This is a genomic window from Dactylosporangium maewongense (genome assembly GCF_039531485.1).
Classification (GTDB): Bacteria; Actinomycetota; Actinomycetes; order Mycobacteriales; family Micromonosporaceae; genus Dactylosporangium; species Dactylosporangium maewongense.
Genome location: NZ_BAAAQD010000037.1, coordinates 49,450 through 63,262 on the forward strand (window position 1 = coordinate 49,450; position 13,813 = coordinate 63,262).

The 13,813-nt window shown below is 71.7% G+C and carries 14 protein-coding genes; 6 read left to right on the forward strand and 8 right to left on the reverse strand.

Annotated elements, in window-relative coordinates; all coding sequences use genetic code 11:
* Nucleotides 1–9: 9 nt before the first annotated feature.
* The 3 genes from der to ABD332_RS52200 all read right to left on the reverse strand — a co-directional run bounded on the left by der (nucleotide 10) and on the right by ABD332_RS52200 (nucleotide 2,724).
* Nucleotides 10–1,395: a ribosome biogenesis GTPase Der gene (gene der / locus ABD332_RS52190; RefSeq protein ID WP_344513232.1), complete on the reverse strand. Its 1,386-nt coding sequence runs from the start codon at nucleotides 1,393–1,395 to the stop codon at nucleotides 10–12.
* A 39-nt stretch (nucleotides 1,396–1,434) separates the two neighbouring features.
* On the reverse strand, nucleotides 1,435–2,106 hold the full coding sequence (gene cmk / locus ABD332_RS52195) for a (d)CMP kinase (RefSeq protein WP_344513233.1): 672 nt from the start codon (nucleotides 2,104–2,106) through the stop codon (nucleotides 1,435–1,437).
* Nucleotides 2,107–2,184: 78 nt separating this feature from the next.
* A complete protein-coding gene (locus ABD332_RS52200; protein WP_344513235.1) occupies nucleotides 2,185–2,724 on the reverse strand; it encodes a MarR family winged helix-turn-helix transcriptional regulator in 540 nt (179 codons plus the stop codon).
* 119 nt (nucleotides 2,725–2,843) lie between these two features.
* Between ABD332_RS52200 and ABD332_RS52205 the strand changes: the two genes are divergently transcribed.
* Entirely contained in the window at nucleotides 2,844–3,404 is a 561-nt protein-coding gene (locus tag ABD332_RS52205) for an NADPH-dependent FMN reductase (RefSeq protein WP_344513237.1), read from the forward strand.
* Nucleotide 3,405: 1 nt separating this feature from the next.
* On the opposite strand, the gene ABD332_RS52210 is transcribed toward ABD332_RS52205, so the two are convergent.
* Nucleotides 3,406–4,380 carry a helix-turn-helix transcriptional regulator gene (locus ABD332_RS52210; RefSeq protein WP_344513238.1) on the reverse strand — a complete coding sequence of 325 codons (975 nt, stop codon included), beginning with the start codon at nucleotides 4,378–4,380 and terminating at the stop codon, nucleotides 3,406–3,408.
* Nucleotides 4,381–4,443: 63 nt separating this feature from the next.
* Here ABD332_RS52210 and ABD332_RS52215 point away from each other — a divergent pair, with 63 nt between their 5' ends.
* Together ABD332_RS52215 and ABD332_RS52220 are read left to right on the forward strand one after the other, a co-directional pair.
* Nucleotides 4,444–5,379: an ATP-binding cassette domain-containing protein gene (locus tag ABD332_RS52215; RefSeq protein WP_344513240.1), complete on the forward strand. Its 936-nt coding sequence runs from the start codon at nucleotides 4,444–4,446 to the stop codon at nucleotides 5,377–5,379.
* A complete protein-coding gene (locus ABD332_RS52220; protein ID WP_344513242.1) occupies nucleotides 5,376–6,146 on the forward strand; it encodes an ABC transporter permease in 771 nt (256 codons plus the stop codon). The genes ABD332_RS52215 and ABD332_RS52220 overlap by 4 nt, the downstream gene beginning before the upstream one ends.
* A gap of 6 nt (nucleotides 6,147–6,152) precedes the next feature.
* On the opposite strand, the gene ABD332_RS52225 is transcribed toward ABD332_RS52220, so the two are convergent.
* From ABD332_RS52225 to ABD332_RS52240, 4 genes are all read right to left on the reverse strand, one after another.
* Nucleotides 6,153–6,953 carry a pseudouridine synthase gene (locus ABD332_RS52225; RefSeq protein ID WP_344513244.1) on the reverse strand — a complete coding sequence of 267 codons (801 nt, stop codon included), beginning with the start codon at nucleotides 6,951–6,953 and terminating at the stop codon, nucleotides 6,153–6,155.
* The gene (gene scpB / locus ABD332_RS52230) at nucleotides 6,940–7,773 is read right to left on the reverse strand and encodes an SMC-Scp complex subunit ScpB (RefSeq protein ID WP_344513321.1); all 834 of its coding nucleotides are present in this window, start codon (nucleotides 7,771–7,773) and stop codon (nucleotides 6,940–6,942) included. Before scpB ends, ABD332_RS52225 begins: the two co-directional genes overlap by 14 nt.
* 338 nt (nucleotides 7,774–8,111) lie before the next feature.
* Complete coding sequence (locus ABD332_RS52235; RefSeq protein ID WP_425552427.1) at nucleotides 8,112–9,215, reverse strand: segregation and condensation protein A; 1,104 nt, start codon at nucleotides 9,213–9,215, stop codon at nucleotides 8,112–8,114.
* A 16-nt stretch (nucleotides 9,216–9,231) separates the two neighbouring features.
* On the reverse strand, nucleotides 9,232–10,167 hold the full coding sequence (locus ABD332_RS52240) for a ParA family protein (protein WP_203853951.1): 936 nt from the start codon (nucleotides 10,165–10,167) through the stop codon (nucleotides 9,232–9,234).
* 169 nt (nucleotides 10,168–10,336) lie between these two features.
* On the opposite strand from ABD332_RS52240, the gene ABD332_RS52245 reads away from it, so the two are divergent.
* The 3 genes from ABD332_RS52245 (at nucleotide 10,337) to ABD332_RS52255 (ending at nucleotide 13,526) form a co-directional block, all read left to right on the forward strand.
* Nucleotides 10,337–11,641 (forward strand): serine/threonine-protein kinase, encoded by a 1,305-nt coding sequence (locus ABD332_RS52245; protein ID WP_344513262.1) that lies wholly within the window; start codon nucleotides 10,337–10,339, stop codon nucleotides 11,639–11,641.
* A gap of 102 nt (nucleotides 11,642–11,743) precedes the next feature.
* Entirely contained in the window at nucleotides 11,744–12,397 is a 654-nt protein-coding gene (locus tag ABD332_RS52250; RefSeq protein WP_344513264.1) for a SigE family RNA polymerase sigma factor, read from the forward strand.
* Complete coding sequence (locus tag ABD332_RS52255; protein ID WP_344513266.1) at nucleotides 12,327–13,526, forward strand: hypothetical protein; 1,200 nt, start codon at nucleotides 12,327–12,329, stop codon at nucleotides 13,524–13,526. Before ABD332_RS52250 ends, ABD332_RS52255 begins: the two co-directional genes overlap by 71 nt.
* The last annotated feature ends 287 nt before the right edge of the window (nucleotides 13,527–13,813 follow it).

Consider the following 13,813-nt stretch of genomic DNA (forward strand, 5'->3'; position numbering starts at 1 on the left):
CGGCGAGAGCTACTTCTTCCCGCGCGGGCTGTTCTTCTTGCGGGGCTTCACGCTGATGTGGATCGGGGTGCCGAGGAAGTCGAACTCCTCGCGCAGCTTGCGCTCCACGAACCGGACGTAGCCGGGGTCGAGCGCGCCCGTGGTGAAGAGCACGAACTTCGGCGGCGACACGCCGGCCTGGGTGGCGAAGAGCACGCGCGGGGCGCGCCCGCCGCGGATCGGGTGCGGGGTCTGCTGCACGAGCGCCGTGAGCCACTGGTTGAGCTGCCCCGTGGGCACGCGACGCTCCCAGTTCTCCAGGGCGGTGCGCAGCGCGGGCGCGAGCTTGTCGACGGCGCGGCCGGTGAGCGCCGAGACGTTGTGCCTGATCGCCCACGGCACGCGGCGCAGCTCCCGCTCGATCTCCTTGCCGAGCTGGTGGCGCCGGTCCTCGTCGACGAGGTCCCACTTGTTGAAGGCGATGACGAGCGCCCGGCCGGACTCGATGACCATGGTGATGATCCGCTGGTCCTGCTCGGAGATGACCTCGCTCGCGTCGAGGAGCACGATCGCGACCTCGGCCGCCTCGATCGCCGCGTTGGTGCGCAGCGAGGCGTAGTACTCGGTGCCGCTGGCGTGCGCGACCCGCTTGCGCAGGCCGGCGGTGTCGACGAGGTGCCAGGTCTCGTCGCCGAAGTCGACGAGGCTGTCGACCGGGTCGACGGTGGTGCCGGCGACGGAGTCGACGACCGCCCGCTCCTCCTTGGCCAGCTTGTTGAGCAGGCTGGACTTGCCGACGTTGGGCCGGCCGACGAGCGCGATGCGGCGCGGCCCGGCCTCGCGGGGCGGGACGACACGAGCGGCCGGCAGCGCCTCGAGGATCTTGTCGAGCAGGTCGCCGGAGCCGCGGCCGTGCAGGGCCGAGACGGGGAACGGCTCGCCGAGGCCGAGGCCCCAGAGGCTGGAGATCTCGCCCTCGATGCGCGCGTTGTCGACCTTGTTGGCGACGAGGATCACGGGCCGGCCGCTGCGGCGCAGCATCCTGACCGCGGCCTCGTCGTCGGAGGTCGGCGGGATCGTGGCGTCGACCACGAACAGCACCACGTCGGCGGTCTGGGTGGCGATCTCGGCCTGGGTGGCGATGGCCTTGGCCCGCTCCTTGGCGTCGGGCAGCCAGCCGCCGGTGTCCACGACGGTGAAGTGCCGCCCGGTCCACTCGGCGTCATAGGCGACCCGGTCGCGGGTGACGCCGGCGACATCCTCGACGACCGCCTGACGGCGGCCCAGGATCCGGTTGACGAGGGTCGACTTGCCGACGTTGGGTCGGCCGACGACGGCGACGATCGGCACACTCAGCTCGACGTCATCGACAACGTCGACGTCGACCTCGGCACCTGCGGATGCCTCAGCGCTCACGGGGGTCCTTTGCTCAACGGCCGGGGGGCCGGCGCTCGCCTATGCGGTGACCTTGTCCAGCATCCGCTGGAGTCGCTCGACCACCTCGTCGATGCCGAGCGCGGTGGTGTCGAGCACAACGGCGTCGTCGGCTTGGCGAAGCGGATCGGCGGCGCGCGTCGAGTCAAGTCTGTCACGACGGGCCAGGTCGGCTGCGGTCGCGGCCTGGTTGGTCGCATTCTCGGTGCTCCGGCGCCTGGCTCGCTCGTCCGCGGAGGCGGTGAGGTAGACCTTCAGGTCGGCGCCGGGGGCGACGACGGTGCCGATGTCGCGGCCCTCGACCACGATCCGGCCCGCCTCGGCGATGATGTCCCGCTGGAGCGCGACGAGCAGCGCCCGCACGGCCGGGACCGCGGACACGGCCGACACCGCCTGGGTGACCTCGGTGCCGCGGATCTCACGGTCGACACCGACGCCGTCGACGCTGATGTGCGGCTCGGCCGGGTCGGTGCCGATGCCCAGCGCCGCCGACGCCGCGACGGCGTGGATCTTCTCCGCGTCGGCGAGGTCGACGTTGTCGCGCAGCACGGCCCAGGTCACCGCCCGGTACATGGCGCCGGTGTCCAGGTAGCGGGCGTCGAGGGCCTGTGCCACCCGACGCGAGATCGTGGACTTGCCGGACCCGGAGGGCCCGTCGACGGCAACCACCAACTGGCCGCTGTGTCCTGCCACGCCCGATCCTCCACGAAAACAATGAATCCCCGATGACACCTGCTGTTCGACAGTACTTGACCGGCCGGTGGCCCTACCTCACGGGAGCACGTCGTCGCAGGAGGATGGCACATCGCCCGGTGAGCTCGGTGAGCAGGGGGAGCACGGCGAGCAGGGCTCGCTCGCCGAGAGCAGGTGCCGCGTCACCGCCTCGTTGACCTCGATGAGGGCGTCGACGTGTTCGGGGCCGAGCGCGTCGAAGAACCAGTGCCGCACGTGCTCGACGTGGCGGGGCGCGGCGGCGGTGATCGCGTCCCAGCCGGCCTCGGTGAGCACGACGAACGCGCCGCGGGGGTCGTCGGCGCACGGCTCGCGGGCGACCAGCCCGCGCGCGGTCATCCGGGTGATCTGGTGCGTGAGGCGGGTCTTCTCCCAGTCGGCGGCGACGCGGAGCTGGAAGACGCGCAGCCGCCCGCCGGGTGCCTCGGAGAGGCTGACGAGGACCGCGTAGTCGGCGCTGGACAGCCCCGTCTCCTGCTGCAGCTGGCGGGCGATGCGACCCCTGACCGCGGCGTTGACGGCGAGGAACCCGCGCCAGGCGCGCTGCTCCCGCTCGTCCAGCCAATTGGGATCCGTCACACCCGAAGTCTACGTCCATGGGTGACACATCACCGTGGGACGAGCTAGCGTGACGGTGACGCGTCACCCATGACGTCGCACGAGCAGAGAACCACGCCGCACGAGCAGAGAGTTGGACCATGACCAAGATCGGGATCATCCTCGGCAGCACCCGCCCCGGCCGGAACGGCGAGGCGGTCGCCAAGTGGGTGTACGACATCGCGAGCCGCCGCTCCGACGCGGAGTTCGAGCTGGTCGACCTGCTCGACTACAACCTGCCGCACCTCGACGAGGCGGTGCCGCCGTCCATGGGGCAGTACGCGCACGAGCACACCCGGCAGTGGGCCGCGAAGATCGCCGAGCTGGACGGCTTCGTGTTCGTGACGCCGGAGTACAACCACTCGACCAGCGGCGCGCTGAAGAACGCGATCGACTTCGTCTACTCCGAGTGGAACAACAAGGCGGCCGGGTTCGTCAGCTACGGCTCCGCCGGCGGCACCCGCGCGGTCGAGCACCTGCGGCTGATCATGGGCGAGCTGCAGATCGCGGACGTCCGGGCGCAGGTGGCGCTGTCGCTCTTCACCGACTTCGAGAACTTCTCGACGTTCAAGCCGGGCCCGCAGCACGAGGGCACGCTCGGCGTGGTGCTCGACCAGACGGTGAGCTGGACGAAGGCCCTCGAAGCGGTCCGCAAGCGGTAGCTCAGGAAGCGGCGGCCGCCCGTGCGAAGCGGGCGGCCAGGGCCGCCGTGGCCGACCGCAGCTCCGGCGGCCCGACCACCTCGACCTCGGCGTCGAACATGCCGAACCACGCGGCCAGGCCGGTCCACGACCACGACCCGGCGCTGACCCGGCACCGGTCCGGGCCCAGCTCCTCGACGACGGCCTGCCCGCGGGTCCACTCGGTGATCGCCGCCGCCGGCGCGTGCAGGATCGCCTCGCCGCGGCACGGCAGCGGGTCGTGGCCCTCGAACCGCTGCGCCACGAACGCCGCCACGTCCGCCGCCGGCAGCGGCCGGGGCGTGAACCGGGGACCGTTGGGTGTGCGCAGCGTCATGCGGTCCACCCGGTACGTGCGCCAATCCACCCGGTCGAGGTCGAAGCCGATGAGGTACCACCGGCCGCCCCACGTCACCATATGGCACGGCTCGACCCGGCGCCGGTCGCCCGTCAGACCGGCCGCGATCTCCCGTACCCCCGCGTAGTCGAAGCGCAGCACCTCCCGCGCCCGGACGGCCTGGCCGATCGCCAGCAGGACCGCCGTGTCGACCCGCGACGGCTGCCAGCCGGCCTTCGCCACCCGGGTCACCTGCAACGCGTCGACCCGCTGGCGCAGCCTGGCCGGCATCACCTGCCGCACCGTCGCCAGGGCGCGCAGCGCCGCCTCCTCGACGCCCTCGACCGACATCGTCGCCGTCTGCAGCGCCACCGCGACCGCGACCGCCTGGTCGTCGTCGAACAGCAGCGGCGGCAGCTCCGACCCGGCGTCCAGCCGGTAGCCGCCGTCCGGGCCGCGGGTCGCCTGCACCGGATAGCCGAGCTCGCGCAGCCGGTCGACGTCGCGCCGGACGGTCCGCGGGCTCACCTCGAGGCGGTCGGCGAGGGTCTGCCCCGGCCAGTCGCGGCGGGCCTGCAGCAGGGACAGCAACGCCAGGAGGCGGGCCGAGGTCTCCAACATGCGTCCAGTATCGCCCGCACTTGAGGACAGAAGCTGTCCGCATCTACCGGCAATGTCAGCGGCATGATTCAGACGAGAGCGCTGACGAAGGACTTCGTCGTCAATCGCAAGACCACGGTGCACGCGGTCCGTGGCATCAGCCTGGACATCGCGCCGGGCGAGCTCGTCGCGGTGCTCGGCCCGAACGGTGCCGGCAAGACCACGACGCTGCGGATGCTGACCACGCTCATCGCGCCGACCAGCGGCACCGCGACCGTCGCCGGGCACGACGTGGCGACGCAGGCGGCGGCGGTACGGCGGGGAATCGGCTACGTGGGGCAGGGCAACGGCGCCGGCCACATCCACCGCGTCGCCGACGAGCTGCGCACCCAGGGCCTCATCTACGGCCTGGACCGCAAGGCCGCCGCCCGGCGCACCGACGAGCTCCTGGAGGCGCTCGACCTCGCCGAGCAGCGCGACCGCAAGGTGTCGGACCTGTCCGGCGGCCAGCGGCGGCGCCTCGACGTGGCGATCGGGCTGGTGCACGCGCCCCGGCTGCTGTTCCTCGACGAGCCGTCGACGGGGCTCGACCCGCAGAACCGCGCGAACCTGTGGCAGCACATCCTGCGGATGCGCGAGGAGCACCGCATGACGATCGTGCTGACCACGCACTACCTCGACGAGGCCGACACAATGGCCGAGCGGGTCGTGGTCGTCGACCACGGCGAGGTGATCGCCGACGACACGGCGTCGGCGCTGAAGGCCAAGCTGGCCGGCGACAAGCTGCTGCTGACCGGTGACCTCCCGCTCATCGCCAAGGCCGCCGGCGGGCTCGCCGGCATGCGCGACATGACCGAGATCTCGGACACGCTGACGTTCCGGGTCAACGACGGGCCCGCCGCGCTGCCCGAGCTCATCGCGGCGGTGCCGGGCGCCGTCCGTACCGCCGAGATCCAACGCCCCACGCTCGACGACGTCTTCCTGTCCCTGACCGGCCGCAACCTCCGGGAGAACGCATGACCACCCTCGCCCTGCGCGACGTCCGCATCGTCGCGGCCCGGGAGCTGCGGCCGCTGCTGCGCTCGCCGTTCTCGCTGATCTTCGGCATGATCCAGCCGCTGGTGTTCCTGGCGCTGTTCGGGCCGCTGCTCGCCGGCTCCCTGAAAGGCCAGGAAGGCGGCCTCGGCAGCGACGTGTGGCAGTGGTTCGTGCCGGCGATCCTCGTCATGACCACGCTTTTCGGCACGTCGACCGTCGGGGCGAACCTGCTCAGCGAGTTCGTCACCGGCGCGCACGAGCGCATGCTCGTCACGCCCCTCGCCCGGCACGCGCTGCTGGTCGGCCGCGCGCTCAAGGAGATGGTGCCGCTCGCCGGGCAGGCCCTGATCATCGTCGTGGTGATGCTGCCGTTCGGCTTCGAGCTGCACCCGGCCGGCGCGCTGCTCGGCCTGGCGCTGCTCGCCCTCTTCGGCGTCGGGCTCGGCTCGTTCAGCTACGCCCTGGCGGTCGCGGTCCGCCGCACCGACTGGATGTTCTGGGTCGTGCACCAGACGCTGCTGTTCCCCCTGATGATCCTCTCCGGGATGCTGCTGCCCCTGGAGACCGGGCCGGGCTGGATGCGGGCACTGGCGCAGTTCAACCCGCTGGCGCACATGGTGACCGCCGAGCGTCTGCTCTTCGCCGGTACCGTCGGCGACCGCGCCGTCTGGTGGGGCTTCGCCGCGGCGGCCGCGACCGCCCTAGCCGGGCTCACGGTCGGCATCCGCGCGATGCGCCGCTCCACCTGACAGCGGTTACTCGCCGACGGCCTTGAAGAGTGCGCCGATCTCCGCCTGGGACAGGTGTCGCGTCCTGCCCGGGCGGAGATCGCCGAGCCGGATCGGGCCGATCTGGGTGCGGATCAGCCGCTGCACCGGGTAGCCGACCGCGTCGAACATCCGCCGCACGATGTGGTTGCGCCCCTCGTGCAGCACGACCTCGACGAGCGCGACCTTCCCGTACGCGTCGACGACCCTGAACGAGTCGACCTTCGCCGGCCCGTCCTCGAGCTGCACGCCGGCCTTCAGCTCCCGGCCCATCGCCCGCGGCACCGGACCGGCGATCTCCACCTGGTAGGTCTTCGCCACCTCGTACGACGGGTGCATCAGCTTGTGGGCGAGCCCGCCGTCGTTCATCAGCAGCAGCAGGCCCTCGCTGTCGAGGTCCAGCCTCCCGACGTGGAAGACGCGGGTCGTGAGGTTGGGCACGTAGTCGGCGAGCGCCTCGCGGCCCTTCTCGTCGTCCATCGTGGACACCACGCCGCGCGGCTTGTTCAGCGCGAGGTACACCAGCCGCGTGTCGGTGATCAGGCGCGAACCGTCGACGTGGATGGCGTCCCGCGTCGCGTCGGCCTTGTCGCCGAGGGTCGCCTCCTTGCCGTTGACGGTGACGCGGCCCTCGTCGATCATCCGCTCGCAGTTCCGGCGGGACCCGAGGCCGGCGGCGGCCAGGATCTTCTGCAGCCGCTCCTCGTTGCGCGGCAGCTCGGCGTCCGGTGGCGCGTCGAACGCGGAACCCTCGAAGTCGGCTTCTGTGGACTTGTCAGCGCTGGGCATCGGCGATCTCATCAATGTCGTCGGGAAGGAACGGGGCGAGCGGCGGCAGCTGGTCGACGCTGTCCAGGCCGAGTTTCTCCAGGAACAGCGACGTCGTCCGGTACAGGAACGCCCCGCTTTCGGGCTCACTGCCGGTCTCCTCGATCAGACCCCGCGTCACCAGCGTACGGACAACGCCGTCGCAGTTCACACCGCGGATGGCCGAGATACGCGACCTGGTGACAGGCTGCTTGTAGGCGACCACAGCGAGTGTCTCCAGGGCGGCCTGGGTGAGCCGGATCTGCTGCCCGTCGAGCACGAACTTCTCCACGTAGGGCGCGAACTCCGCCCGCGTGTACAACCGCCACCCACCCGCGACGCGCCGCAGGTCGAAGCCGAGGCCGAGCTGGGTATATTGCCGGGCGATGTCCTCCAGGACCCCACGGATCCGGTCGACGGGCTGGTCGAGCACCTGCGCGAGGGTGATCTCGGTGGCGGGCTCGTCGACGATGAGGAGGATCGCCTCGACCGCGCCGCGCAGCTCGCTCTCCGACATGACCGGCACCGGCTCCGGCTCGGGTTCCGGTTTCGGCTCTGGTACGGCGGCAGCGGGCACCTCGAACAGGGCGCCGCTGTCGACCGCGGGCTCGTCGGCTTCCCCGGCGGGCGCGTCCTCGGCTGCGGCCTCGACCACCTCCTCGGCGGCGGCCTCCTCAACGACCGCGACCTCAGGCTCGACGACAGGCGCTTCCTCGGCGGCGGGCTCCTCGACGACCACGGCCTCCGACTCGGCGACAGGCGCTTCCTCGGCAGCCGGCTCCTCGACGAGGGACTCGATCACCTCCTCGGGAGCGGCCTCCTCGACGACCGCGACCTCAGTCTCGGCGACAGGCGCTTCCTCCGCGGGCGGCTCTTCGACGACCTCGGGCTCGGGTTCGGGCTCGGCGGCGGCCTCCTCGACCGGCGCTTCGCCGGACACCGCGTCCCCGGCGGCGGGCTCCTCCGTGGCCTCTACGGCGGCGGGCTCCTCCGCGACCTCTTCAGCGGCGGGCTCTTCGGCGACCTCTTCGGCGGCGGGCTCCTCGGCGGGCAGCTGCTCGGCGGGGGGCTGGGGGCGAGCCCAGGGCGGGACCCAGTTCGCCGCCTGGTCGGCGAGCGACCTCGACTGGTCGTCCTGGCTCACTGGTCCACCTCGCTGTCCACTGCTTCCGCATCATCCGCCGCTGGTTCGTCCTCTGCCGGGTCCGCTGCCGGGTCCCCTGTCGGGTCCCCTGCCGGGCCCCCTGTCGGACCCTCATCCGGGCCTTCGGCCGGTGGGGTTTCGGGCGGGGCGGGGCTGCCCTCGTACTCCTCGACCTCGATCGTGGCGGCCGCCGCATCGTCCGGCCCCGTCCAGCGGACGAGCAACTCCCCCAGGGCCTGGAGCTGTTCGAAGGAGACGAGTTCCTCGCGGTACAGCTCCAGCAGCGCCAGGAAGCGGGCGACGACCTCCAGGGTCGACTCACAGTCGATGCACAGCGCGCTGAACGTGGCCTCGCGTTGTGCGATGAGACGGTCGCGGACGATGTTGGCGTGTTCGCGGACGCTGACGCGGACCATGTGGATGTGCGCGATCGAGACGACCGGAGGGCCCGCCTTCGGGGTGAACGCCTTCAGTGCCAGCTTCAGCAGCCTCGCCGGGCCGACGCCGAGGACGAGGTCGGGCAGCGCCTCGGCGTACTGCGGCTCCAGGGACACCGAGCGCGGGTAGCGGCGGGACCCGATGGCCTCCAGGCCCGCGATGTGCGCCGCCGCCTCCTTGAACGCCTTGTACTGCAGCAGCCGCGCGAAGAGCAGGTCGCGCGCCTCCAGCAGCGCCAGGTCCTCCTCGTTCTCGACGGTGGCCGACGGCAGGAGGCGGGCGGCCTTCAGGTCGAGCAGGGTGGCGGCGACGACCAGGAACTCCGACGCCTCGTCGAGGTCCCAGTCGTCGCCCATGCCGCGGATGTACGCGATGAAGTCGTCGGTGACGGTGTGCAGCGCCACTTCGGTGACGTCGAGCTTGTGCTTGCCGATGAGCTGGAGCAGCAGGTCGAACGGACCGGTGAAGTTCGCCAGGCGCACCTGGAAGCCCGAGGGGGCGGCGTCGGCACCCGGCAGCGCGGGCACATCCGGTACAGGAGCCGCAACGGCCACGACGTCCGCCACGGCGGCATCGGAAAGCGCGTCCACGGTGGAGGGATCCGGCGAGGGATTCGCGGAGTCCACGGTGGCGGGGTCGGTCACCGGAAGACCGTAGCGCAAAGGGTCGCGAAAACCGTTACAACCGCCGCTCGGCCTGCTGGGCGATGACCTCGCGGGCGAGCTGCCGGTAGTTGCGGGCACCCGAGGACGACGGATCGAGCGTGGTGATGGGCGCGCCGGCGACCGTCGACTCGGGGAACTTGACGGTCTTGGTGATGACCGTCTGGTACACCTTGTCGCCGAACGCCTCCACGACCCGCTGCAGCACCTGGCGGCAGTGGGTGGTGCGGCTGTCGTACATGGTGGCGAGGATGCCTTCGAGCTCCAGGTCGAAGTTGAGCCGCTCGCGGACCTTGTCGATCGTGTCGAGCAGCAGCGCCACACCGCGAAGTGAGAAGAACTCACATTCCAGCGGGATCATGACGCCGTGCGCGACGGTCAGCGCGTTGATCGCGAGCAGGCCCAGCGACGGCTGGCAGTCGATCAGGATGTAGTCGTACTCCTTCAGGACCGGACGCAGCACCCGGGCCAGGGCCATCTCGCGGGCGACCTCGGTGACCAGCTGGATCTCCGCCGCCGACAGGTCGATGTTGGCCGGCAGCAGGTGCAGGCCGGCGATGTCGGTCTTGATCCGGATGTCCTCGACGGTCACGTCGGAGTCCATCAGGATGTTGTAGATCGTCAGGTCGAGGTTGTGCGGGTTGACGCCGAGGCCGACCGACAGGGCACCCTGCGGGTCGAAGTCGACGAGCAGGACCCGCCGCCCGTACTCGGCGAGCGCCGCGCCCAGGTTGATGGTCGACGTGGTCTTGCCCACGCCGCCCTTCTGGTTGGCCATCGCGATGATCCGCGCCGGGCCGTGCCGATCCATCGGCATCGGCTCGGGGATCGGCTTGCGCATCGTGTACGCCGTCGGATCCGCCGGCCCGAGCTCGGCGCCGAGGTCAAGCGATGCCTGCTCGGCGCGCATCTGCGTCGTCCAAGACTCCGCTTGGTCACCCATGCCTGTCATCGAACCTCTTCGCCCCTCCCGGCGGCTCATCTCCACCCGGGGCCGATTCGTCGTCGGCGATCTGGGGAAGCGGGACGGCCGTTGCCCGACTCTACGTCACTGCAGGGTACATACCCCACTCCGCGCGCCCGGCGTGTCGCGGCCGGCTTCGTTGGGTACGGTCATCGACGTGTTGGGACCAGGAGACGTGCTCGGCGACAGGTACCGCCTCGATGAGTTCGTCGCCAGCGGCGGCATGGGGCAGGTGTTCCGCGCGACCGACAAGACGCTGAACCGGACGGTCGCCGTAAAGGTGCTGCTGCCGGGCCTGACCAGGGACGCCGAGTTCGGCGTCCGGTTCCGGGCCGAGGCGCGGATCATGGCCTCCGTCGGACACAAGGGCGTGGTCGGCGTCTATGACTACGGCGAGACGCCCGAAGGCACGATGTTCCTCGTCATGGCGTTCGTCGAGGGCCGCCCCCTCGGCGAGCGGATCACCCGCGAGGGTGCACTCCCGGCCGACGAGACCATGGCGATCGTGGCGCAGGCGGCCGACGCGCTGCACGCCGCGCACAGCAACGGCATCATCCACCGCGACGTGAAGCCCAACAATCTCCTGGTCGGCCACAACGGGGCGGTGACCCTCGTCGATTTCGGCGTGGCCCGCTCGGCAGACGTGACGTCCGTCACCAAGGTGAACGCGGTGATCGGCACTGCGCTGTACATGTCGCCCGAACAGGCATCCGGGAAGCCGATCTCCCCCGCGACGGACATCTACGCGCTCGGCGCGGTCGCGTACCACTGCCTGACGGGCGCGCCGCCGTTCACCGGCAACTCGCCGCTCGAGATCGCGATCAAGCACCTGCAGGACGATCCGGCGCCGCTGCCGGAGACCGTGCCGGCCGGCGTCCGGGCCGTGGTCGAGCGCGCCATGGCGAAGGACCCCGAGGACCGCTTCCCGACCGCGGCCGCCCTCGCCGCCGCCGCCCGCGACGCGCAGGTGGCGACCCTTCAGGATCAAGATCTGGCGTTCGTACCGGCGGCGGCCACCCGACGGTCCGCGACGGTGGCGTCACCGCGGGTGGCCGCGAACGGCCGTCCGGGATCGTCCGGCGCGAAGCCGGACCGGCCCGCCTGGATCCCGGTCGCCATCGGCCTGGCGCTGCTCGTCATGGCCGGCGGCGTGGTCCTCGCCGCGATCGCGCTCAGCCAGGGCGACAAGAAGGGCGACGCCCCCAGCGGCGTGCCCGGCATGTCGCAGTCCGCCGTCGTCGCCACGTCGGGTCCGGCACCCGGTGGGGGCGGCGCCACCCGTACCTCGGCGGCACCACCCACCAGCGCACCGGCGTCCGCCTCGCCGACCCCCGCCACCAGCAGCGCCGCTCCCCCGCCGGCGACGAGCGAGCCCCCGCCGCCGCCCGCCACGACGACGCAGCCCCAGCCGACGACCGGCGGCACGACACCTCCTGTCGACGGCTCGGTCCCGCCCGCGTAGCCGGTCGGCCAGATCTGGGGCGGCCGGGATTTTCTGTCGTACCTTCGTGCAACCCTTCGTGGCGGGGCTTCGTCTACCCCGCGACGAAGGGAGCCCGAACGGGTGAACGAAGACGACGAAGCGCAGTTCCGGGAGTTCGTCGCCGCACGGTTCGACGGCCTGCGTTCGCTCGCCTACCTGACGTGCGGGGACTGGCACACGGCGGAGGACGCCGTCGCCTCGTCCCTGGCGAAGCTCTACGTGCACTGGCACCGCGTCGACACGCCCCTCGCCTATGTGCGCAGGGCGGTCGTGCACGCCCTGGTGGACGAGAGCCGCCGGCCGTGGCGGCGCAGGGAGCGCTCGGTGGGCTACAGCCTGCCCGAGCTGCCCGGCCCCGACCACGCCGAGCAGGTCGACGAGCGGATCCGGATCCGCGCCGCACTCGCCCGGATGGCCCCCGGCCAGCGCGCCGTGCTGGTCCTGCGGTACTACGAGGGGCTGAGCGTTGAGGAGACCGCCGAGGTGCTCGGCCGCCAGCCGGGGACCGTCAAGAGCCAGACCGCCCGCGGGCTCACCGCCCTCCGCGCACTGCTCGACGCGGAGCCTCGTGACGACCCCGGTGTCCGGCCCCCCGGCGCGCGAGCGTCCGCTCCCCCACCGCAGGCGACACCCACTCACGAGATGGAGAACAGGAGGGAAGGGCATGGAGCACGACCTGCACAGTCTGCTGGCAGCGGCCAGGGACGACGCGCCGCCACCGCGACTCAGCATTGACGACATCACCACCGCCGGCCGCCGGCTCGCCCGGCGTCGCCGCCGCCGCACCCTCCTCGCCTCCGTCGCCGGCGGCCTGGCCGCGGTGGTCACCGGCGCCACCGCCGCGATCGCGCTCTTCAACCCGCCGGTCACCGCCCCCACCGCGGACCCCAACGGCACGCCCGGGCTGGTCGTCGACGCCACCCAGTCCCCCGCCCGCCCGGCCGGCTTCACGTCCGCCGGCCCGTTCCAGACCAACTACAGCGGCTACACCTCCGGGCGGTATGCCGTCAGCGACCCCTACCTGGTCACCGCCCACTACCAGCTGTCCACGATCGACCTCAACGCCGCCCCGTCCGCCGCGCCGACCGTCTCGCCCTCCCCGACCGTCAACGGCAAACCGGCCCGCACCGGGTCATCGGGCAGCATCGTGCCCCGCGAGGGCCGTCTCGTCGTCTTCGGCACCGGCGCCTTCGAGCCCCGCGAGTTCAACGGCGGCGCCAAGCTCAGCATCGGCGGCCGGCAGGCCCTGCTGATGCACGCCGGCGGGTCGGTCTCGCCGACCGTCGCCGACAAGTACGGCTGCTGCACCGACCCGGTCATCCCGGCCATGGCCTGGCAGTACCTGCCGGGCGCCTGGGCGGCCGTCTACTGGTCCCGGGCCGAGACCATGCCGACCCGCGACGAGCTGGTCGCCCTCGCCGAGGCCCTGCCCGCCGCCGTCCCGGCCCCCTTCCCCGTCGGCATCCAGGTCCGCGACCTGCCGAAGGGGTACCGCCTCATCGCCGCCGGCACCCGCACGTCCTCCTACGACAACACCAACCTGTCGGTGGTCCGCCTGGGCCTGAAACCCATGGCGCCCCCGCTCACCGGCGCCACCGACCTCGACGCGTACTCATCGCTCATCCTCACCCTCGGCATCGCCGACCACGTGACCGGCGAGGCGATCAACAAGACCACCTGCCCGCCCGCCACCAACCGCTGCGCCATCCTCATCGAGGACGGCCAGTTCTTCCTGCAGGCGGAGACCCTGGGCGACCGCGCGATGAGCACCAGCGAGCTGTCGCAGATCCTGAAGACGATGACCGCCGAGGACCCGTTCGACCCCACCTCCTGGCCTGCCGCCACCGCGGCGTACGCCTCCTGACCCGTCGCCGCCCGCGCGATCCGGTGGACGCTCCCGCTTCACCGGATCACAACCCACACCGGGCCACCCAGCCAGATCAACACCGCGCGATCTTCACAGCTCCTTGCACCCGGGTCGCATTCAGGCTTCTCACCAACCAACCCGCATACCGGCCATTGACCAACATCTCATCCAACGCTCCGAGCCCTCCATCCCACGAAGCCGCAGACCGGAGCCGGCACGGACGTCGCTTTTCAGCATGCCGCGCCCCCGCTCGACAGACGCCCACCGATCACAGGACCGCCACG

Excerpts from the sequence above, each read along its gene's own strand:
- ABD332_RS52210 (WP_344513238.1), bottom strand. The coding sequence starts at position 4,380 with ATGTTGGAGACCTCGGCCCGCCTCCTGGCGTTGCTGTCCCTGCTGCAG.
- ABD332_RS52255 (WP_344513266.1), top strand. The coding sequence starts at position 12,327 with ATGGAGCACGACCTGCACAGTCTGCTGGCAGCGGCCAGGGACGACGCG.
- ABD332_RS52220 (WP_344513242.1), top strand. The coding sequence starts at position 5,376 with ATGACCACCCTCGCCCTGCGCGACGTCCGCATCGTCGCGGCCCGGGAG.
- ABD332_RS52240 (WP_203853951.1), bottom strand. The coding sequence starts at position 10,167 with ATGACAGGCATGGGTGACCAAGCGGAGTCTTGGACGACGCAGATGCGC.
- ABD332_RS52215 (WP_344513240.1), top strand. The coding sequence starts at position 4,444 with ATGATTCAGACGAGAGCGCTGACGAAGGACTTCGTCGTCAATCGCAAG.
- ABD332_RS52205 (WP_344513237.1), top strand. The coding sequence starts at position 2,844 with ATGACCAAGATCGGGATCATCCTCGGCAGCACCCGCCCCGGCCGGAAC.
- ABD332_RS52225 (WP_344513244.1), bottom strand. The coding sequence starts at position 6,953 with ATGCCCAGCGCTGACAAGTCCACAGAAGCCGACTTCGAGGGTTCCGCG.